Here is an 18,305-nt window from a genome sequence, read left to right as displayed (position 1 = left end):
AGCGGCTCCGCCGCGGTGACCACATGAAAGCGAAGTAACCACCATGGCAAAGCGAATCGACGTCAGCGGACTGTCCGCCTTCTACGGCACCCACAAGGCCATCGATGACATCTCGATGACCGTGGAGCCCCGCTCCGTGACCGCCTTCATCGGCCCGTCCGGCTGCGGCAAGTCCACCTTCCTGCGCACCCTGAACCGCATGCACGAGGTCACCCCCGGTGGCCGCGTCGAGGGCAAGGTGCTCCTGGACGACGAGAACCTGTACGGCGCCGGCGTGGACCCGGTCGCGGTCCGCCGGACCGTCGGCATGGTCTTCCAGCGCCCGAACCCCTTCCCCACCATGTCGATCTTCGACAACGTGGCGGCGGGCCTGCGCCTGAACGGCTCCTTCAAGAAGTCCGAGCTCTCGGACATCGTGGAGAAGTCCCTCCAGGGCGCCAACCTCTGGAACGAGGTCAAGGACCGCCTCAACAAGCCCGGCTCCGGCCTCTCCGGCGGCCAGCAGCAGCGTCTGTGCATCGCCCGCGCCATCGCGGTCGAGCCGCAGGTCCTGCTGATGGACGAGCCCTGCTCGGCCCTCGACCCGATCTCCACCCTCGCCATCGAGGACCTGATCGGCGAGCTCAAGGAGCGCTTCACGATCGTCATCGTGACGCACAACATGCAGCAGGCGGCCCGCGTCTCGGACCGCACCGCCTTCTTCAACCTCTCCGCGGTCGGCCAGCCCGGCAAGCTCATCGAGATCGACGACACGGACCGGATCTTCTCCAACCCGTCCGTCCAGGCGACCGAGGACTACATCTCCGGCCGCTTCGGCTAGACCGCCCGGACCTCACGCGGCTGAGCCGCGTGGCCACAGGCGTCCTGCGGTGCTGCATGGCGGTGCCACCGCAAGGCGAAAGAAAGAAAAGGGCCGGCTCCCCCTGGGTGGGGGGAGCCGGCCCGCTTTCACATCCGTTCACATCCGCACGGCGGTCAGTTCACGAAGGCCAGGTTCACGAGCCAGAAGCTGATCGCGGCCACCAGGGCCGCGGCCGGCATCGTGATGAACCAGCCGAGGATGATGTTCTTGGCGACGCCCCAGCGGACCGCGTTCACCCGCTTCGTCGCCCCCACACCCATGATCGCCGAGGTGATCACGTGGGTGGTGGAGATCGGCGCGTGGAACAGGAACGCCGAGCCGAACATGATCGAGGCGCCGGTGGTCTCGGCCGCGAAGCCCTGCGGCGGGTCCAGCTCGATGATCTTGCGGCCCAGCGTGCGCATGATGCGCCAGCCGCCCGCGTACGTACCCAGCGACAGCATCACGGCACAGGCGATCTTGACCCACAGCGGGATCGCGTCGTCGGCCGCCTGCACGTCGGCGATGACCAGTGCGAGCACGACGATGCCCATGGTCTTCTGCGCGTCCTGCAGACCGTGGCCCAGCGCCATGGCCGCCGCCGAGACCGTCTGCGCGATACGGAAACCGCGCTTGGCCTTGTGCGGGTTGGCCCGGCGGAACATCCACAGGATGACGACCATCACCAGGTAGCCGGCCACGAGGCCGACGACCGGCGAGACGAACATCGGGATGATGACCTTGTCGACGACGCCGCCCCACAGCACCCCGATGCCGCCGGCCAGCGCCGCGCCCACCATGCCGCCGAACAGCGCGTGCGAGGAGGACGAGGGCAGACCGAAGTACCAGGTGATCAGGTTCCAGACGATCGCGCCGACCAGCGCCGCGAAGAGGATCCACATGCCCCGGTTGCCGTGGGGCGTCTCGATCAGGCCCTTGCTGACCGTCTTGGCGACCCCGCTGCCCAGGAAGGCACCGGCGAGGTTCATCACCGCGGCCATCGCCAGCGCCGCGCGCGGGGTCAGCGCCCGCGTCGAGACGGACGTCGCGATCGCGTTCGCCGAGTCGTGAAAACCGTTCGTATACGTAAAGCCGAGCGCGACACCGATGGTCACGACCAGTGCAAAGGTGTCCACGAGGTTCAGGACTCCTTGACCGCGATGGTCTCCACCGTGTTCGCAACGTGCTCGAACGCGTCGGCCGCCTCTTCGAGCACGTCGACGATCTGCTTGAGCTTCAGCACCTCGATGGCGTCGTACTTGCCGTTGAAGAGCTGGGCGAGCAGCTTGCGGTGGATCTGGTCGGCCTGGTTCTCGAGGCGGTTGACCTCGATCCAGTACTCGGTCAGGTTGTCCATCGTCCGCAGGTGCGGCATGGCCTCGGCGGTCAGCTCGGCCGCCCGCGCCAGCACCTCGATCTGCTGCTCGACGCCCTTGGGCAGCTCCTCCACGTTGTAGAGGACGACCAGGTCGACCGCCTCCTCCATGAAGTCCATGATGTCGTCGAGCGACGAGGCCAGGTTGTAGATGTCCTCGCGGTCGAACGGCGTGATGAAGGAGGAGTTCAGCTGGTGGAAGATCGCGTGGGTCGCGTCGTCTCCCGCGTGCTCCGCAGCCCGCATCCGCTCCGCGATCTCGACCCGGGCGGAAGAGTCCGCTCCGAGCAGTTCCATCAGGAGCTTGGAGCCCGTGACGATGTTGTCCGCGGATGCGGCGAACATGTCGTAGAAGCTCGTCTCCCTGGGGGTCAGACGAAATCGCACGTGAGGTCCTCGGGGTGCATTGGATTCGGTCAGGCTGATGCTAGGCGCATCCCCCGGCCACGGCTAACCGGCGGTTCCCCAGTGTCCTCCATCAGGCAGAGTGAGGACGACGGACCCCTGCCCCCGCGGCCAGGGCCCAGTACCCTATACCCATGAGGGGTATGCACCCCTCGTTCCGGACACGGGAGGACGCATGACGACCATCGAGGCGGAGGGTTCCCACGACGGCGGCGCCGTCCACGGCTACCACCACCAGAAGGACGAGCACCTCAAGCGGCTGCGCCGGATCGAGGGCCAGATCCGCGGCCTCCAGCGGCTCGTCGACGAGGACGTCTACTGCATCGACATACTCACCCAGGTCTCGGCGAGCACGAAGGCGCTCCAGTCCTTCGCCCTCCAGCTCCTGGAGGAGCACCTGCGCCACTGCGTCGCCGACGCCGCCGTCAAGGGCGGCGGAGAGATCGACGCGAAGGTGGAGGAGGCCACCAAGGCCATCGCCCGCCTCCTGCGCACCTGACCGCGCACCTGACCCGCAGGCGGTCAGCCCGACCAGATCCCCATCAGCACCTCGTCGATCCGGTCCTGACTGAGCCGCTCCTCCGCGGCCGCCGAGGCCGCGATGATCAACTCACCGCAGAGCTCGATCTCGGCGAGCGCCACATGATCCTGCACCGTCGTACCGCCTGCGGGAGTCACGCGTGTCACCTCAATCTGCCGTCTTCGGTCGTCGGCGCTCGACTCTCAGCGTAGGGAGGACACCGCCCGCGGCGCATGACACGGATGGACCATTTCCGGATACCGGCCGTGGCCCGCCCTGACCGCTCCGCACCGCTACTCGGCGATCTTCCCGGCGTAAATGTCCCCGCTTGCGGGCAATACGACGGTCACCGGCGTCCCGAATCCGTACAGCAGCGTGGTCGAGGAGACATCGATCACGCCATTGTTGACGTACGTGAAGCGGTGGCGGACCTTCCGCAGCCGCCCTTCCTCGTCCAGGTAAGCGTCGAACGGCACGGTGTCCTTGCTGAACCCTTTCGCCGCCGCCTCGAGCGCCCCCTTCACCTCCGCCGACGCACGCCCCGCGGCCCGCCCGATGTCGGTGGTCCCCCGGTAGTGCCGCACCTTCGTGCCCGCCACCTCGGTCTCCCCCACGTACGTCACCTCCTGTACGCCGCGCAGCAGCTCGGCCGCGACCAGCGGATCGGTGGCGCCGCCCGTGACGAGGTTCCCGTCGGCGAGGGTCGTCGTGTCGACCCGGACCCACTTGTCGTCGGGGACGCCCGCGCCCCGGTTCTTCATGTACAGCGCGCCCGGCACCAGCAGCTCGGTGATGGGCCGGTGCTCGGCCTTGCCCTTCACGTCGGCGGGGAGCATCACCAGCAGCTGGCCCATCCGGTTCTTGAAGTCGACGCCGCCCTCGCCGCGGATCGTGACCCTGGTCCCGCCGGTGGCCATCTCCATGGCCGTACGGGCCCGGGCACTGCCCGTCTTGGCCAGCGCGTCGGCGGCCCCGCGGATCACCGCCGCCGCGTCGGCGGGGGGACGGTCGTCGTCGCCGGCGCCCGCGCACCCGCTCATCGCCGTGACCGCCAGGGTGACGCCGAAGGCGAGCACGGCCTCACCCGCACGCTCGCGCCGCCGCCTGTGCTGGTGCACCACCATCGCCTGCCAACCCCCAACGCATGACCGCTGTTTGCCCGAGGCCCCCACCCGCTCCGGTTAACGAGGTCAGGGGTTTCCCGTCACGGCCCCCGGCCCTCCGCGACCCGGTTCCGGTCCAGGTACCGTGGAGGGGTGGATCCGCACATGAAAGCGCCCCTGGCCCTTCCGCTTCCCGCCACCGTGCCGCACCAGCCACAGCCGCCGACCGCCGGGCACACCACTTCCACCGCCGACCGCGGATCGTTCTGCCTGGCCGTGTGCACCTGCGGCTGGAAGGGCCCGGCCCGCCGCTCCCGCGACCTGGCCCGCAAGGACGCCACCCGGCACGCCGCGGGGTAGGAGAGAGCGGCCCGGCGCAGCCCGGAGGTACCAACGAGCCGCCCGGAGGAGTCCGCAGCCGGTCCGGGTCTGCCGGGGCAGGCCCGGCGGTACCGGTGCGGCGGCCGGGGCGGGTAGCCCGTTCGGACGGCCCGGCTGGCCGGGGTCCGCCGGAGCGGATGCCCTTGAGTCATGCCAGGACCCGCAGCCCGCCTCACGGCCCTCTTCTGGGCCCTGCTCCTCTCGCTGGCCCCGGCCGCCGCGGCCTGGGCCCGGCCGGTCGGCTCGGCGGACGGCCCGGCCGACGTGGCCCTGGCCATCGGACTCACCGGAGCCGCAGCCGTGGCCACCGGCCTGTGGCTGCGCTCCCGCTACCGCCGCGACACCGAGACCGACCCCGACGGCGGCGACCGGTGACCCCCCGGCCCCGTCCGACGGCGGTCCGCCTGTTCTTCGGCGCGGCGGGCCTGTGCCTCGTGGTGGCCCTGCTGCTCTCGGTGTGGAACTCGTCCTAGGCGTCCCTCCGCCCGGTCCGCCCCGACCACGGCGGCCCCGATCACGGCGGCCCCGGCGCGGGCTACGCGGCGAGGTCGCTCTCGTGCGGGCGCTGCCCGGCCGGCGGGGTGGACTGAGCCTGCGCCAGGCCGACCGGCAGGGGCAGCAGCCGGTCCTTGGCCCGCACCAGGCGCCCCAGGCGCGGGGAGCCGGCCACGGCGCGCACCACCGGGGTCAACAGCGCCATGGCGAGCGGCGCGAGCACCAGGACGACGGCGGTGCCGAGCGCGAATCCGCCGATCACGTCGGTGGGGTAGTGGACGCCGGCGTACACCCGGCAGACGCCCTCGGCGACGGCCAGGGCGATCCCGATGAGCCCGAGCCTGCGGTTGGCGACGAACAGGCCCACGCCCAGGGCCATCGCGAGGGTGGCGTGTCCGCTGACGAAGGAGAAGTCGGCGCCCGCCAGTTCGGCCCCGAAGCGCGTCCCGGGGCCCGTGTCGAGCACCTGGATCCCCTCGTGCTGCCGGAACGGCCGCGGCCGCCCGACGAATTCACGCAGCGGCGCGTTCACGAGCAGCGCGAGCCCGGCCGCGAGCGGGGCCCACACCAGCGCCGCGAAGGATTCGACGGCCGTGCTCTCGTCCTGCCGGCGGGCGCCGCGCCAGCACCACAGGACCAGCAGCACCAGCGCCAGCGGAATCCCGTACTCGCCGATCAGGCCGACCGACCGGTCCACCCAGTCGGGCGCGCGCAGGGCCAGTCCGTTGATCTCGTACAGCAGGCTGACATCCACATTCGGCCCACCGGTCGTGAGTCCAGCCATGGTGATGCGGCCCCTTGCCCTTGCCGTGGTTCCCCTGCGGGCGCACGACGGTGTACGCCCCTTCGCCCCCCGATTGATCAGCCCCCGTGTCCATGGAACGCCCGTTCTGGCAACTACGTTCCACTCTCCACCGAATGATCACTCCAACGTTATCGAAGAGAGACTCATCGTCGCAGCTCAGGGCCTTGGCTTAACGGAGCGTGGCTAGGGCGCCCGGCTCGCCCCAACTCGCTCCGGCAGGGCCTCCGCGCCGTCCTTGGTCACGCGCGTCGCACCGAAGTAGTCAGGCGTGTCGATCTTGTCGAAGCGGATGACGGCGCCGGTGAAGGGGGCGTTGATCATGTAGCCGCCGCCCACGTACAGCCCGACGTGCCGGATCTCCCGCGAATTCGTCAGATCATCGGAGAAGAACACCAGGTCACCGGGGAGCAGTTCGTCACGCGAAGGATGCGGGCCGGCGTTGTACTGGTCGTTCGCCACGCGCGGCAGCTGGATCCCGACCGTCTCGTACGCCGCCTTGGTCAGCCCCGAGCAGTCGAAGCGCCCGTCCTGGTCGGGCGTTCCGTTGCCGCCCCACAGGTACGGCGTGCCCAGCTGCTTCTGCGCGAAGTAGATGGCCCCTGCGGCCTGTTGCGAGGGGGCGACCCGCCCGACGGGCCGGGCGAAGCTCTTCGCGAGCGTCGTGATCGTCTTCACGTAGCCCTGGGTCTCCTTGTACGGCGGCACGCCCCCGTACTTGATGACCGCATAGGCCCCCGCGTTGTATGCCGCCAGCATGTTCGACGTCGCGTCACCCGGCACGCCCGCCACGTCCTTGGCCAGCTGGCAGTCGTACGAGGCCGCCGACGGGATCGCGTCGCTCGGGTCCCAGATGTCCCGGTCCCCGTCCCCGTCACCGTCGATGCCGTGGCCCGCCCACGTACCCGGGATGAACTGCGCGATGCCGCGCGCATCCGCCGGGCTGACCGCGCTCGGGTTCCAGCCGCTCTCCGAGTACAGCTGGGCGGCGAGCAGCGCCGGGGTTATGGCCGGGCACAGGTTGCCCCACTTCTCCACCAGGGCCTGGTACTTGGCGGGCACCGCCCCCTTCACGAGCCCCACGGCACGGCCGCCTGCCCCGGCGGCCCCGACCAGGCCCGCGGCCGCCGAGTACGTCCCCACGACGAGCAGCGCCACGAAGGTCAGACACAGCCCGATCCCGATCCCACCGGCCATCCAGAATCTGCGCACCCGTCAACCCTCCCCCATCCCCGTCACTTCAACGTGTGATTCGGCCGTGTCGCACGTCCCGGCACCCCACTCGGAAACCCGAACAGGCGATGCGGGCGCGCGTCACCGCCCAATCCTCGACGCGACCGGAGCCCACCGTCCAGTCCGCACGGACGGCGGTCGGGGGCACGCCCTACCGGGGAGCGACGAACAGGCTCTGCGCGCTGCGCCCGATGGGGCCCTTCTCGTCGTGCAACCGCGCGTCGACGAGCCCGATGCCGCCCGCGTCCACGCTCGTACGGGATTCCACGCAGGCCCACTCGCCGACCGGATGGCGGCGCAGATGGACCGTCAGGTCACCGTTGACGAAGACGAACCGGCCGTAGTCCAGCACAGAGCTGATGCCGTTGCCGGAATCGGCGGCGACCAGCACCCGGTCCAGCGGACGGATCTCCTCCCCGGCGACGAGCGGCACCCTCATCCGCATCCAGCAGGTGCCCGGACCGAGCTCCACGAAGGCGCCCTCGGTGAAACGGGCTTCCATCGCCGTGTGGTAGCCGGTCTCCCACGGCACCGGGAAGAACGGCACCGTCCCGGCCTCCCCCGGCGGCGGCAGCTGCGGCCCCGGCACCACGGCCGGCACCGCGCCCTCGGCCACCCTGATGCGCAGCGCCCGCGCCACCATCACCGGCGCCGCCCCGCCCTCGGGAGTGAGGGCGGCCTCGACCACCTCGGTGCCGCGGCCCGCCCGCAGCACGCCGGTCGTGACCTCCAGCGGGCCGATCGGCACCGGCCGCAGGATCTCGTACGTGATCCGGGCGATCCGCATGTCGGCGCGGGCGTCCGGCCGCTCCTCCACGGCCCGCCCGAGCAGCGCGGCCGGCGGGCCGGCGTGCTGCGCGCCCGGGTCCCACGGCCCGCGCGTGTACTCCGTGGCCAGGAACCGGCCGGCGTCGACGCGTTCGAAGAACCCCTCCGCAGCACCCATGCCACCCACGCTACCCACAGGTAACCTCCACCACCAGCCCCCTACGGCCCGGCCGCCGGCCCGACTGCCGGCCCGACTGCCGACCCGGCCGCCGACCCGGCCGCCGGGCGCATCCCCGCTCGCTCAGCGGGCGAACCCGAGCCCCACGCCCAGGCCCACCAGCACCGAACCGATCGCCCGGTTCAGCGCCTTCTGCGCCTTCAGCATCCGGTCCCGCAGCCGGGAGTTGGAGAAGAACAGCGCCACCGCCCCGAACCAGCCCAGGTGCGCGGCCGACATGAACAGCCCGTACCCGGCCTGCTGCCACACCGGAGTGCCCGGGTTGACCACCTGGGTGAAGGTCGACACCACGAACAGCGTCGTCTTCGGGTTGAGCACATTGGTCAGGAACCCCGACCGCATCGCCCCGAGCCGGGTCAGCTGCGCCTTCGACTCCAGGTCCACGGTCACCTCGGCCCGCGCCCGGAAGGTACGTATCCCGATCCACACCAGATAGGCCGCGCCGGCCAGCTTGATCACGGTGAACAGGGTGGTGGAGGAGGCGATCAGCAGACCGACCCCGAGCATCGTGTAGGAGACGTGGACCAGGACCCCGGCCGCGACCCCGGCGGCGGCGAACAGCCCGGTGGGCCGCCCGTAGAGGTAGCTGTTGCGGACGACCATGGCGAAGTCCGCGCCCGGACTGATCACGGCGAGCATCGTGATAACGGCGACTGCGATCACTTCTGTCATGGGCCGATGCTCACCGCCCGCCCACCCCCGGATCAAGCCCGTCCGCTCTCCTCGCACTCGAGAAACGACCTCGGCCCGGCCGCCCCCGGCATCCGGCCCACCACCCCCGACCGGTGACAATGGACGACGTGCCCACGCGTCGCCCCCACCCCCCGGCCCTCCCCGACCTCCCCGACCTCCCTGTCCTCCCCGACCTCCCCGTTCTCCAGGCGGACTGCTCGAACTGCTTCGCGCTCTGCTGCGTCGCCCTACCCTTCGCCAAGTCCAGCGACTTCGCGATGAACAAGCCGGCCGGAACCCCCTGCAAGAACCTCCGGGCGGACTTCCGCTGCGGGATCCACACCCGGCTGCGCGACACCGGCTTCCAGGGCTGCACCGTCTTCGACTGCTTCGGGGCCGGCCAGCAGATCTCCCAGGTCACCTTCGGCGGCCGCGACTGGCGCACCCACCCCGAGACCCGGGCCGAGATGTTCGACGCCTTCCCGGTGATGCGGCAGCTGCACGAACTGCTCTTCTACGTCGCCGAGGCCCTCACCCTCCCGGCCGCCGCGCCGCTCCACCCGCAGCTGCGCCACGCGCTCGCGGAGACCGAGCAGTGGACGCGGGAGGACGCGGCCGCCCTCGCGGACCTGGACGTCGGCGCCCTCCGCCAGAAGATCAACACCCTGCTCCTGAAGACCAGCGAGCTCACCCGGGCCAAGGTGCCGGGCCGCAAGAAGAACCACCGCGGAGCCGACCTGATGGGCGCCCGCCTCTCCGGCGCGGACCTGCGCGGCGCGAACCTCCGCGGCGCCTACCTGATCGCCGCCGACCTCAGCCGCGCCGACCTCCGCACGGCCGACCTCATCGGCGCCGACTTCCGCGACGCCGACCTCCGCGAAGCGGACCTCCGCCACGCCCTCTTCCTCACCCAGCCCCAACTCAACGCGGCCCGGGGCACCCCCGCCACCCGCATCCCCCCGCACCTGACCCACCCCGCCCACTGGGCCTGAGCCCCCGGCACGGCTGACGGACCATCGGACATATCCGGCCGATATCACCCAACGACACGCCAACCACTGCGCCGAACGGCGGCCACTCACCCCACCCCCCGTACGCCGAGACGACAATCATTGCCCGGCGTCACCCCCCGTGATACACAGAGTGACCATACGTTCTTTCGCATACACACCACACCTGCGCAGGTCAGAGCACAGGGGCGGGACGCAGGCCGGGAGATCGGGTAAAGAGAGCCGTCAAGTCGACGACGACGGCGGTTTCATCAGCGAAGATAGTGCGTGACCCCTGCCGTCGGGCACGGGCTTCCGGAACTACCCATACAGGGGCGGTGAGTTACATGATCCTGGCAGCCGAAAAGGGCGACATCACCACCATCATCGGCGGAATCGCCCCGAACTGGGGGCCGTTCGGCAGTCTCGGCAACGAAGCGAAGGTCATGATCGAGGTGGTCATGGCCGTAGCGATCCTCCTCTGCCTCGGCATCGCCATCTGGGGCGCGGCCAAACAGCGCATCGGCGCCACCGCCCTACGCGACACGTTCAGCGCGGAACAGGGCAAGGGCCTGATCGTGGCCGGCCTCACGGGCGTCTTCATCATCGGCTCGCTGGGCACCCTCTTCACCATCGTCTACGGAATGGCCGTCTAGCCGGGCCACCGCGGCCGTAGCGCCGTACCGCAGGACCTGATGAGGACTCACCACACCGCACCTACGCGGTAACCAGCACTACCGTCGTACGACGCGGAGGGGGCCGAAACGGAATGAGCAGCGAGGACCAGTACGGCGGCACGGGCCAGACCCGCACCCGCCTCCCGGACTCCCCCGCCGACCCGTACGGCCCCACCCGCCGCACCCCGCGCACCTCCCGCAGCCTCATCACGGTGGTCGGCGTGGTGGTCCTCCTGATCGCGGCCATCGCGTTCGCGAACCAGGGCCCGGACACCCCCACCTCCCCCTCCACGGACAACGCCCCGTCCACCACGTCCACAGCCCCCACGGGCACGACCCCGGTCACGGGCAAGAACGGCACCATCCCCAAGGGCTTCGCCCACGACGAACAGGGCGCCCAGTCGGCGGCGGCCAACTACGCCGTCGCGCTCAGCTCGGACGGCATGTTCGACGCGGCCCGCAGACGAGCCATCGTCCAGAGCGTCTACCTGCCCGACGTGGCCGCCTCGCGCCAGGGCGACCTCGACAAGGTCTACGCCGACCCGGAGTTCCTGGCCAGCATCGGCCTCGAAGCCGGCGGCAAGGCGCCCAAGGGTCTGACCTTCATCTCGCGCGTGAACCCGGTGGGTACGAAGGTCGAGAAGTTCAGCGGCGACAGCGCCACCGTCGCCGTCTGGTACTCGGCGCTGTTCGGCCTCGCGGGCGAAGGTTCGAAGAACCCGGTTTCCGAGAGCTGGTACACGAACACGTTCGAGCTCCGCTGGCTCAACGGCGACTGGCGGATCGCGGACTTCACGCAGAAGGACGGTCCCGCGCCGGTGGGCCGGGACCAGGCCGCCGCCTCGGCGGAAGAGATGGCCGCCGCGGTGTCACAGTTCGGGGGGCTCACCTATGCGCGCTGACCGTCGCGGCCTGTCCCTCACGGCCATCGTGGCGACCGTGCAGACCATCGCAGTGCTCCTTGCGACCCGCGCGGTGGCCGCTCCCACGCCGTCCCCGACCCCGCCCGGCGGCGCCACGCCCAGTCCGCAGGCGAGCAACAACCCCTGCGACCTGATCCGAGGCCCCGCCAAGGAGTACTGCGAGCGCGGCGAAGGCGCCTCGACCGGACAAGCGCCAGGCCTAGCGCCGAGCGACCCCGCCGACGCCCTGAACCCCCTCTCCTCCCTGGCCAAGGGCTGCGCCGACGCCGCCGCCTGGATCGTCGGCAAGCTCAGCGCAGCCGTCAACGGCTCGGCCAACGTCGACTTCACCAACGCCACCTTCCTCAAGCAGTACGCCGTCGTCTTCGCCGCCTCCACCATCCTGACCCTCGTCCTGTGGCTCTTCGCCGTGGCCAAGCGAGCCGTCCGCGGCGTCCCCCTCAGCACCGCCCTCTCCGAGGCGATCGGCTTCCTCTGGCTCACCGTCCTCGCCTCCGCCTTCACCCCCCTGATCCTCTACACCGTCGTCTCCGCCACCGACGGCGTCACCGAGGTCATCGCCTCCGCCTCCGGCAGCCAGACCGACGTCTTCTTCGGCTCCTTCTCCGAAGCCCTCAAGAAGGGCGACGACATCGGCGGCGGCCCGATCATGCTGATCGTGGTCTCCCTCGTCACCGTCCTCGCCGCCGGCATCCTCTTCCTCGAGCTGTTCATCCGGGCCGCCCTCCTCTACGTCGGCGCCCTCCTCGGCGTCGTCGTCTACGCGGGCCTGGTCGACCGGAACCTCTGGGGCCACGTCCGCCGCTGGGCGGGCATCATGATCGCCGTCATCCTCGTGAAGCCGGTCATCGTCATCGTCCTCGGCCTCGCCGGAGCCCTCGCCGGTGAGGAGGGCCCCGACGCCTTCTCCGCCGTCGTCACCGGCCTCGCCATCATCCTCCTGGCGATCTTCGCCTCCGCGATGATCTACCGCTTCGTGCCCGGCTTCGGCGACGAGATCGCCGCCGCCCGCTCGAACCGCAGCAAGGCCACCGACGGCGCCCAGGCAGCCGCCGTCATCAGCTCCCCGGCCTCCCTCGTCTCCCAGGGCATCAAAACCCACAGCAGCCGCGGCGCCCACCGCGGAGGCGACGGCGGCGGCGGCACGCCCCGCCCCGCCAACCCCCTCTCCGGAGGCGTGGCCGCCCACAGCAGCCGCCCCACCTCCGGCGGCGGAGCCGGCGGCGGATCTGTCCCCTCCGCCGCACCCGCACCCCGCACGAGCTCGAGCACGAGGAACACAGGAGGTGACGGGCGTTGACGACCCAGTCCCACCAGATGCACCCGGTCGCGCCCCGCCGCACGTATCTCATCGGCCGGGCCCGGCCGAACGCGATCGTCGGCAAGAACCGCGAGACCGGCGAGATCGCCCTGATCGTCGCCGGGGCGTTCTTCGGCATGATGAGCGGACTGCTCGTCCCCGACCTCACCCTGCGCATCGTCAGCCTCGTCGGCTTCCCCATGCTCGCGCTCGCCGCCGTGTACGTCCCGTACAAGGGCCGCACCTTCTACCGCTGGTTCGAGATCAGCCGCAGCTACAAGCGCACCCTGCGCCGCGGCACCACCTACCGCTCGGGCGCCATGGAAGCCGGCGTACGCGGCGCCGACGGCCGCGAGGTCGAGGTCGGCCCGCCCCCGGGCATCGGCCGCATCAGCTGGCTCGCCGCCCCCTTCGGCCCCGACGAGATCGCCGTACTCCTCCACGCCGACCGCAGAACGGTCACCGCAGCCATCGAGATCGAGGGCCCCGGCGTCGGCCTGCGCGACAGCGAGGACCAGGAAGCCCTCGTCGACCGCTTCGGCACCCTCCTCAAGCACGTGGCCAACGGCGACGGCTTCGTCACCCGCCTCCAGATGCTCGCCCGCACCCTGCCCGCCGACCCCGACGCCCACGCCAAGGACGTCGCCCAGCGCGGCGACACCCAGGCCCCCGGCTGGCTGCGCGACTCCTACGACCAGCTCCAGTCGATGGTGTCCACCTCCTCCGAGCAGCACCGCGCCTACCTCGTCGCCTGCATGCACTACACCCGCGAACTCGCCGCCGAGGCCCACACCATCGCCCGCGCCGCCACCCCCCAGAAGGGCCGCAAGCTCGACCGCGACTCCGGCCTCGCCATCGTCATGGCCCGCGAGCTCACCGACATCTGCGCCCGCCTCGCCGAAGCCGACATCCGCGTCCGCCAGCCGCTGGGCCAGGGCCGCCTCGCCTCCCTCGTGCACTCCATGTACGACCCGGACCACCCCATCGACCACATCCAGGCCATGACCAAGCGCAACGCCTGGCCCGCCGAACTCGACGCGGTGGAACCCACCTACCTCCAGGCCAAGACCCGCGAATCCTCCACCCGCGCCCCCTGGTGCCACGCCACCGCCTGGGTGAAGGAATGGCCCATGACCCCGGTCGGCGTCAACTTCCTCGCCCCCCTCCTCGTCCACACCCCCGACGTCATCCGGACCGTCGCCGTCACCATGGACCTGGAGCCCACCGAGGTGGCCATCGAGCGGATGCTCACCGAGAAGACCAACGACGAGGCCGACGCCTCCCGCGCCGCCAAGATGAACCGCACCGTCGACCCCCGCGACATCGCCGCCCACGGCCGGCTCGACCAGAGGGGTGAAGATCTCGCCAGCGGCGCTGCCGGAGTCAACCTCGTCGGGTACATCACGGTGTCCTCGCGTTCACCGGAGTCCCTCGCCCGCGACAAGCGCACCATCCGCGCCTCCGCCGGCAAGTCCTACCTGAAGCTCGAATGGTGCGACCGCGAGCACCACCGCGCCTTCGTCAACACCTTGCCGTTCGCCACCGGCATCCGACGCTAGCTGGAGGGAAGTGCCGCCCATGCGAGATCCCATGACAGCGCTGACGGACGCCTTCACCAGCTTCCTCTTCGGCAAAGTCGAAACCACGCGCCTGCCCGTACGCACCTCCACCGGGCAGGCGCAAGCCGTCTACCTGCCCACCGCCGCCCCCGGACTCGGCGACTCCGGCGTCATCATCGGCCGCGAGGTCTACAGCGGCAAGGGCTACATCTACGACCCCTTCCAGCTGTACGGCCAGCAGCTCCCGGCCCCGCACTGGCTGGTCCTCGGCGAATCCGGCAACGGCAAGTCCGCCCTGGAGAAGACGTACGTCCTGCGCCAGCTCCGCTTCAAGGACCGCCAGGTCGTCGTACTCGACGCCCAGGGCGAAGACGGCGTCGGCGAATGGAACCTCATCGCCCAGCAGCTGGGAATAACCCCCATCCGCCTGGACCCCATCGCCGCCAACGACTCCGGGATCCGCCTCAACCCCCTCGACCCGGCGATCACCACGACCGGCCAGCTCGCGCTGCTCCGCACCATCATCGAAGTCGCCATGGGCCACGGCCTCGACGAGCGCGCCGGCTTCGCCCTCAAGGTCGCGCACGCCTACGTCGTCGACGCCATCCAGGACCGCCAGCCCGTCCTGACCGACATCGTGGAACAACTGCGCCACCCCGAAGCCGAATCCGCCCTCGCGATGAACGTCGACATAGACGACGTACGAGCCTGGGGCCTCGACGTGGCCCTGGTCCTCGACCGCCTCGTCGACGGCGACCTGCGGGGCATGTTCGACGGCCCGACCACCGTCGGCATCGACCTCGACGCCCCGCTGATCGTCTTCGACCTCTCCCACATCGACCGCAACTCCATCGCGATGCCGATCCTCATGGCGATCGTCGGCGTCTGGCTGGAACACACCTGGATCCGGCCCGACCGCAAGAAGCGCATCTTCCTCGTGGAGGAGGCCTGGCACATCATCAACAGCCCCTTCGTGGCCCAGCTGTTCCAGCGCCTCCTGAAGTTCGGCCGCCGCCTCGGCCTGTCCTTCGTCGCCGTCGTCCACCACCTCTCCGACGTCGTCGACGGCGCGGCCGCACGCGAAGCCGCGGCCATCCTCAAGATGGCCTCGACCCGCACCATCTACGCCCAGAAGGCCGACGAGGCACGCGCCACCGGTCTCGTACTCGGCCTGCCCCGCTGGGCGGTGGAGATCATCCCGACCCTGACCCCCGGCATCGCCGTCTGGGACGTCAACGGCAACGTCCAAGTGGTCAAACACCTGATCACCGAGGCCGAACGCCCCCTCGTCTACACCGACCGCGCCATGACCGAGTCCTCGGTCCCCTCCCAGCTCCCCGACGAACTCCTCGCCGCCGAACTCGAGGCGGAGGAACGCGCCCTGTCCATCGAACGCCGCCGCGGCAACGGCGGCCCGGGTTCCGCGACCACGGTGGCCTGACCATGCACGACGCACGACGCACGGAGCCCCCCGCCCGCGCAGGGGGCGTCCCGGACGGCCTGCTGGTCGGCCTCCTGGCCTTTCTCCTCGGCCTCGCCGTCCTGGTCTGGTCGGCGACCGGCCTCGCCGCCTTCTTCGCCAAGGGCGCCTGGCCCGACACCGTCACCTTCACCCGCACCCCGGAGGCCGTCCGCGCCCTGATAGCGCAACCGCACGACCTCCCGGGCGCCTGGCCCGACACCGACCCGGCGGCCCTGTCCGGCTGGGGCCTGTTCTGGGGCCTGTTCCTCAGCCAGCTCCTGGTGCTGTTCGTGCTCACCGTCTTCGCCATCGGCGTGATCGCCCGCACCAAGTCCCGCCGCGCCCTGGCAAGACAGGCGGCCGCCCAGGCCTCCGCCTCCGCACCGTACGAACCCCCGCCCGCGGCCCCGGCCCAAGAACCCCAGCCACACCCGCCGGCCCAGGCAACACCCCCCAAAACCCAGCCCTACATCCCACCCCCGGCACCTGCCCCGGCACCTGCCCCGGCCCATGCCCCGGTCACCGCAGCCCAGGCCCATGCCCCGGCACCGGCACCGGTCACCGCACCCCCGGCTCACGCCCCGGCCCCGGCCACCGCACCCCCGACCACACCCGCCACCCCCATCGCCCCCGCCCCGCCCCCGGTCCCCCTCCGCGCGGACCGTCCGTCCGCCCCCGCGGACGAGGCCTACCGCTACGGCTTCGGCTACGCCCCGGCGCCCCCCGCCCTCGCCGCACCCCAGCCCCGCCTGGCCTACGCCGGCCCCGCCGATCGCCACCGGCTGGCAGCGCAGAGCATCGCCACGGCCGAAGGCGCGGTCCTGGTCGTGACCTCCTCCCCCGCCCTCTGGGCCGAGACCAAGGACGCCCGCGCCAAGCTCGGCCCGGTGCTCCTCTACGACCCCTCGCACCTGTGCGACACCCCGGCCCGCCTGCACTGGAACCCGGCCGAGGGCTGCGCCGACCGCGACACCTCCACCGCCCGCGCCATCGCCCTGCTGGCCCCCGTATGCCCCCAGGCCCGTATGGACGCCGCGGTCGCCGACACGGCCGAAACCCTGCTCCGCAGCTGGCTCCAGGCCGCCGCCCTCGACGACCGGCCCTTCAAACAGCTCCACCGCTGGACCCAGGGCAACAGCGCCCAGGACCCGGTCCGCATCCTGCGCACCCACCCCCAGGCGGCCGCCGGCGCGGCCGGTGAACTGGAGAGCGCCCTCACCGCCCACCCCGAACGCCGGGAGTTGGCCCAGCACCTGACGGCCCGTGCCCTCGCCTGCCTGACCTCGATCCACATCCGCGAGGCCTGCAATCCGAACCGAACGGATTCGCTCACACTGGCTTCGTTCGTGACCGAGGGGGGCACCCTCTACATGGTGGGCGAATCCCTGGAAGACCCCCGCACCCACCCGGGTGCGATGCCCTTGCTCACCGCACTCGCCGCTGACGTGGTCGAGCACGGCCGCCGCATGGCCGCACGGTCATCCCACGGTCGGCTCGACCCACCACTCACGCTCGTCCTGGACGACATCGCGGCGGTCGCCCCGATCCCCCAGCTCCCGGACCTCCTGACGGACGAGACGCTCCCGCTCCTCGCCCTGTGCCGCAGCCGCGAACAGGCCCGCTCGCGCTGGCCGGAAGCCGAACTGCCCTAGACGGTCGCCGGCCTCGGGAACACGTACTCGAGGTCCTTCGCGGCCGGATCGGCCGACACGTGCGCGACCGTGCCCGTCGCCTCGAATCCGAACCGCCGATAGAACGCCTCGGCCCGCGGGTTGTCCTCGTGCACGTAGAGCCGTGCGCACTCCAGCGCCGGCTCCTCCAGCGACCAGCACCAATCCAGCGCGGCCCGGAACAGCCTCTCCGTGAGCCCGGTCCCCCGCTGCTCCGGCCGTACGAACACCCCGACCAGATGCCCCTGGTTCCGCTCGATGACCTGGTCGAAGATGTCGGCGGTCCCGCTCTCCTCGACAAGCACCGTCACCGACCCGACCCACTCCCCGCCGGGCCCCTCGGCAACGAACTGCCGCGCCGCCCGCCCGTGCGAAGCCCCCTCGGCACGCGCCTTCCAGAACTCGTCGGGCCGGCCCTCGGCCTCTGCCACGGTCTCCAGGAACGCCACGGGCGCCAAGGGATCCATCAGCGCGGCGATCCGCAGCTCCTTGACCTGCTCCCACTCGTCGCCACGCACCGGACGTATCACGTACTGATTCATGGACCGAGACTAGCCCCGCCCCATCGCCCCGTAAACGCAGAAAAGCCCCGCACCGAACCCGTAAGGATTCGATGCGGGGCTTCCGCAATGATTGTTCGGCGGCGTCCTACTCTCCCACAGGGTCCCCCCTGCAGTACCATCGGCGCTGAAAGGCTTAGCTTCCGGGTTCGGAATGTAACCGGGCGTTTCCCTAACGCTATGACCACCGAAACACTATGAAATTTGAACGCTGGCATTGACACAGCTGTTCGTTATTTCAGAACTAACACAGTGGACGCGAGCAACTGAGGACAAGCCCTCGGCCTATTAGTACCAGTCAGCTTCACCCGTTACCGGGCTTCCACATCTGG

General features: G+C 70.8%; 20 protein-coding genes and 1 rRNA gene. 11 read left to right on the top strand and 10 right to left on the bottom strand.

Annotated elements, in window-relative coordinates; all coding sequences use genetic code 11:
• The first annotated feature begins 43 nt into the window (after nt 1-43).
• Nucleotides 44-820, top strand: a complete 777-nt coding sequence (gene pstB, locus ACFWP3_RS10425; protein WP_384218461.1) for a phosphate ABC transporter ATP-binding protein PstB — start codon at nt 44-46, stop codon at nt 818-820.
• A gap of 155 nt (nt 821-975) precedes the next feature.
• Here pstB and ACFWP3_RS10420 read toward each other — a convergent pair whose 3' ends face one another.
• Together ACFWP3_RS10420 and ACFWP3_RS10415 are read right to left on the bottom strand one after the other, a co-directional pair.
• Nucleotides 976-1,977, bottom strand: coding sequence for an anion permease (locus ACFWP3_RS10420; RefSeq protein WP_384218460.1), 1,002 nt, complete (start codon nt 1,975-1,977; stop codon nt 976-978).
• A gap of 5 nt (nt 1,978-1,982) precedes the next feature.
• Nucleotides 1,983-2,603, bottom strand: coding sequence for a DUF47 domain-containing protein (locus tag ACFWP3_RS10415; protein WP_033225924.1), 621 nt, complete (start codon nt 2,601-2,603; stop codon nt 1,983-1,985).
• Nucleotides 2,604-2,796: 193 nt separating this feature from the next.
• Between ACFWP3_RS10415 and ACFWP3_RS10410 the strand changes: the two genes are divergently transcribed.
• The gene (locus ACFWP3_RS10410; protein WP_384218457.1) at nt 2,797-3,120 is read left to right on the top strand and encodes a metal-sensitive transcriptional regulator; all 324 of its coding nucleotides are present in this window, start codon (nt 2,797-2,799) and stop codon (nt 3,118-3,120) included.
• 23 nt (nt 3,121-3,143) lie between these two features.
• Here the strand turns inward: ACFWP3_RS10410 and ACFWP3_RS10405 are convergent, their stop codons facing one another.
• Together ACFWP3_RS10405 and ACFWP3_RS10400 are read right to left on the bottom strand one after the other, a co-directional pair.
• Nucleotides 3,144-3,299, bottom strand: a complete 156-nt coding sequence (locus ACFWP3_RS10405; protein WP_199808149.1) for a hypothetical protein — start codon at nt 3,297-3,299, stop codon at nt 3,144-3,146.
• A 135-nt stretch (nt 3,300-3,434) separates the two neighbouring features.
• Nucleotides 3,435-4,265: a hypothetical protein gene (locus tag ACFWP3_RS10400; protein ID WP_384218454.1), complete on the bottom strand. Its 831-nt coding sequence runs from the start codon at nt 4,263-4,265 to the stop codon at nt 3,435-3,437.
• 144 nt (nt 4,266-4,409) lie between these two features.
• Here ACFWP3_RS10400 and ACFWP3_RS10395 point away from each other — a divergent pair, with 144 nt between their 5' ends.
• On the top strand, nt 4,410-4,604 hold the full coding sequence (locus tag ACFWP3_RS10395; RefSeq protein WP_384218451.1) for a hypothetical protein: 195 nt from the start codon (nt 4,410-4,412) through the stop codon (nt 4,602-4,604).
• A gap of 171 nt (nt 4,605-4,775) precedes the next feature.
• Entirely contained in the window at nt 4,776-5,000 is a 225-nt protein-coding gene (locus tag ACFWP3_RS10390) for a hypothetical protein (RefSeq protein ID WP_384218448.1), read from the top strand.
• A gap of 160 nt (nt 5,001-5,160) precedes the next feature.
• Here the strand turns inward: ACFWP3_RS10390 and ACFWP3_RS10385 are convergent, their stop codons facing one another.
• The 4 genes from ACFWP3_RS10385 to ACFWP3_RS10370 form a co-directional block, all read right to left on the bottom strand.
• Complete coding sequence (locus ACFWP3_RS10385; RefSeq protein ID WP_384218447.1) at nt 5,161-5,904, bottom strand: phosphatase PAP2 family protein; 744 nt, start codon at nt 5,902-5,904, stop codon at nt 5,161-5,163.
• Nucleotides 5,905-6,108: 204 nt separating this feature from the next.
• The gene (locus tag ACFWP3_RS10380) at nt 6,109-7,119 is read right to left on the bottom strand and encodes an NlpC/P60 family protein (protein ID WP_384218651.1); all 1,011 of its coding nucleotides are present in this window, start codon (nt 7,117-7,119) and stop codon (nt 6,109-6,111) included.
• Between the two features lie 187 nt (nt 7,120-7,306).
• Nucleotides 7,307-8,101, bottom strand: a complete 795-nt coding sequence (locus ACFWP3_RS10375; RefSeq protein ID WP_384218445.1) for a thioesterase family protein — start codon at nt 8,099-8,101, stop codon at nt 7,307-7,309.
• Nucleotides 8,102-8,224: 123 nt separating this feature from the next.
• Nucleotides 8,225-8,833, bottom strand: coding sequence for a LysE family translocator (locus ACFWP3_RS10370; RefSeq protein WP_384218444.1), 609 nt, complete (start codon nt 8,831-8,833; stop codon nt 8,225-8,227).
• Between the two features lie 119 nt (nt 8,834-8,952).
• Between ACFWP3_RS10370 and ACFWP3_RS10365 the strand changes: the two genes are divergently transcribed.
• The 7 genes from ACFWP3_RS10365 to ACFWP3_RS10335 all read left to right on the top strand — a co-directional run bounded on the left by ACFWP3_RS10365 (nt 8,953) and on the right by ACFWP3_RS10335 (nt 17,395).
• Complete coding sequence (locus tag ACFWP3_RS10365; RefSeq protein WP_384218648.1) at nt 8,953-9,825, top strand: pentapeptide repeat-containing protein; 873 nt, start codon at nt 8,953-8,955, stop codon at nt 9,823-9,825.
• Between the two features lie 344 nt (nt 9,826-10,169).
• Nucleotides 10,170-10,478: a hypothetical protein gene (locus ACFWP3_RS10360; protein WP_008742356.1), complete on the top strand. Its 309-nt coding sequence runs from the start codon at nt 10,170-10,172 to the stop codon at nt 10,476-10,478.
• A 113-nt stretch (nt 10,479-10,591) separates the two neighbouring features.
• Nucleotides 10,592-11,401 carry a hypothetical protein gene (locus ACFWP3_RS10355; RefSeq protein ID WP_384218442.1) on the top strand — a complete coding sequence of 270 codons (810 nt, stop codon included), beginning with the start codon at nt 10,592-10,594 and terminating at the stop codon, nt 11,399-11,401.
• Nucleotides 11,391-12,722 carry a hypothetical protein gene (locus ACFWP3_RS10350; protein ID WP_384218440.1) on the top strand — a complete coding sequence of 444 codons (1,332 nt, stop codon included), beginning with the start codon at nt 11,391-11,393 and terminating at the stop codon, nt 12,720-12,722. The genes ACFWP3_RS10355 and ACFWP3_RS10350 overlap by 11 nt, the downstream gene beginning before the upstream one ends.
• Entirely contained in the window at nt 12,719-14,281 is a 1,563-nt protein-coding gene (locus ACFWP3_RS10345) for an SCO6880 family protein (RefSeq protein ID WP_384218437.1), read from the top strand. The genes ACFWP3_RS10350 and ACFWP3_RS10345 overlap by 4 nt, the downstream gene beginning before the upstream one ends.
• Nucleotides 14,282-14,300: 19 nt before the next feature.
• Nucleotides 14,301-15,722, top strand: a complete 1,422-nt coding sequence (locus ACFWP3_RS10340; RefSeq protein ID WP_384218435.1) for an ATP-binding protein — start codon at nt 14,301-14,303, stop codon at nt 15,720-15,722.
• Nucleotides 15,723-15,724: 2 nt separating this feature from the next.
• Nucleotides 15,725-17,395, top strand: coding sequence for a type VI secretion protein (locus ACFWP3_RS10335; protein WP_384218432.1), 1,671 nt, complete (start codon nt 15,725-15,727; stop codon nt 17,393-17,395).
• Here ACFWP3_RS10335 and ACFWP3_RS10330 read toward each other — a convergent pair.
• Together ACFWP3_RS10330 and rrf are read right to left on the bottom strand one after the other, a co-directional pair.
• Nucleotides 17,392-17,955: a GNAT family N-acetyltransferase gene (locus tag ACFWP3_RS10330; protein ID WP_384218430.1), complete on the bottom strand. Its 564-nt coding sequence runs from the start codon at nt 17,953-17,955 to the stop codon at nt 17,392-17,394. The two genes, ACFWP3_RS10335 and ACFWP3_RS10330, sit on opposite strands and share 4 nt — an antisense overlap.
• A 93-nt stretch (nt 17,956-18,048) precedes the next feature.
• A 5S ribosomal RNA gene (rrf, locus tag ACFWP3_RS10325) occupies nt 18,049-18,165 on the bottom strand.
• Nucleotides 18,166-18,305: the final 140 nt, after the last annotated feature.

This window comes from Streptomyces sp. NPDC058525 (assembly GCF_042719495.1).
Classification (GTDB): domain Bacteria; phylum Actinomycetota; class Actinomycetes; order Streptomycetales; family Streptomycetaceae; genus Streptomyces.
This window is presented reverse-complemented; position numbering and strand designations above follow the sequence as displayed.

What these genes read in the sequence shown, in the direction of transcription:
- pstB (WP_384218461.1), top strand. Translation starts at nt 44, where the DNA reads ATGGCAAAGCGAATCGACGTCAGCGGACTGTCCGCCTTCTACGGCACC.
- ACFWP3_RS10410 (WP_384218457.1), top strand. Translation starts at nt 2,797, where the DNA reads ATGACGACCATCGAGGCGGAGGGTTCCCACGACGGCGGCGCCGTCCAC.
- ACFWP3_RS10400 (WP_384218454.1), bottom strand. Translation starts at nt 4,265, where the DNA reads ATGGTGGTGCACCAGCACAGGCGGCGGCGCGAGCGTGCGGGTGAGGCC.
- ACFWP3_RS10395 (WP_384218451.1), top strand. Translation starts at nt 4,410, where the DNA reads ATGAAAGCGCCCCTGGCCCTTCCGCTTCCCGCCACCGTGCCGCACCAG.
- ACFWP3_RS10390 (WP_384218448.1), top strand. Translation starts at nt 4,776, where the DNA reads ATGCCAGGACCCGCAGCCCGCCTCACGGCCCTCTTCTGGGCCCTGCTC.
- ACFWP3_RS10385 (WP_384218447.1), bottom strand. Translation starts at nt 5,904, where the DNA reads ATGGCTGGACTCACGACCGGTGGGCCGAATGTGGATGTCAGCCTGCTG.
- ACFWP3_RS10380 (WP_384218651.1), bottom strand. Translation starts at nt 7,119, where the DNA reads ATGGCCGGTGGGATCGGGATCGGGCTGTGTCTGACCTTCGTGGCGCTG.
- ACFWP3_RS10375 (WP_384218445.1), bottom strand. Translation starts at nt 8,101, where the DNA reads ATGGGTGCTGCGGAGGGGTTCTTCGAACGCGTCGACGCCGGCCGGTTC.
- ACFWP3_RS10370 (WP_384218444.1), bottom strand. Translation starts at nt 8,833, where the DNA reads ATGACAGAAGTGATCGCAGTCGCCGTTATCACGATGCTCGCCGTGATC.
- ACFWP3_RS10365 (WP_384218648.1), top strand. Translation starts at nt 8,953, where the DNA reads ATGGACGACGTGCCCACGCGTCGCCCCCACCCCCCGGCCCTCCCCGAC.
- ACFWP3_RS10360 (WP_008742356.1), top strand. Translation starts at nt 10,170, where the DNA reads ATGATCCTGGCAGCCGAAAAGGGCGACATCACCACCATCATCGGCGGA.
- ACFWP3_RS10355 (WP_384218442.1), top strand. Translation starts at nt 10,592, where the DNA reads ATGAGCAGCGAGGACCAGTACGGCGGCACGGGCCAGACCCGCACCCGC.
- ACFWP3_RS10350 (WP_384218440.1), top strand. Translation starts at nt 11,391, where the DNA reads ATGCGCGCTGACCGTCGCGGCCTGTCCCTCACGGCCATCGTGGCGACC.
- ACFWP3_RS10340 (WP_384218435.1), top strand. Translation starts at nt 14,301, where the DNA reads ATGCGAGATCCCATGACAGCGCTGACGGACGCCTTCACCAGCTTCCTC.
- ACFWP3_RS10335 (WP_384218432.1), top strand. Translation starts at nt 15,725, where the DNA reads ATGCACGACGCACGACGCACGGAGCCCCCCGCCCGCGCAGGGGGCGTC.
- ACFWP3_RS10330 (WP_384218430.1), bottom strand. Translation starts at nt 17,955, where the DNA reads ATGAATCAGTACGTGATACGTCCGGTGCGTGGCGACGAGTGGGAGCAG.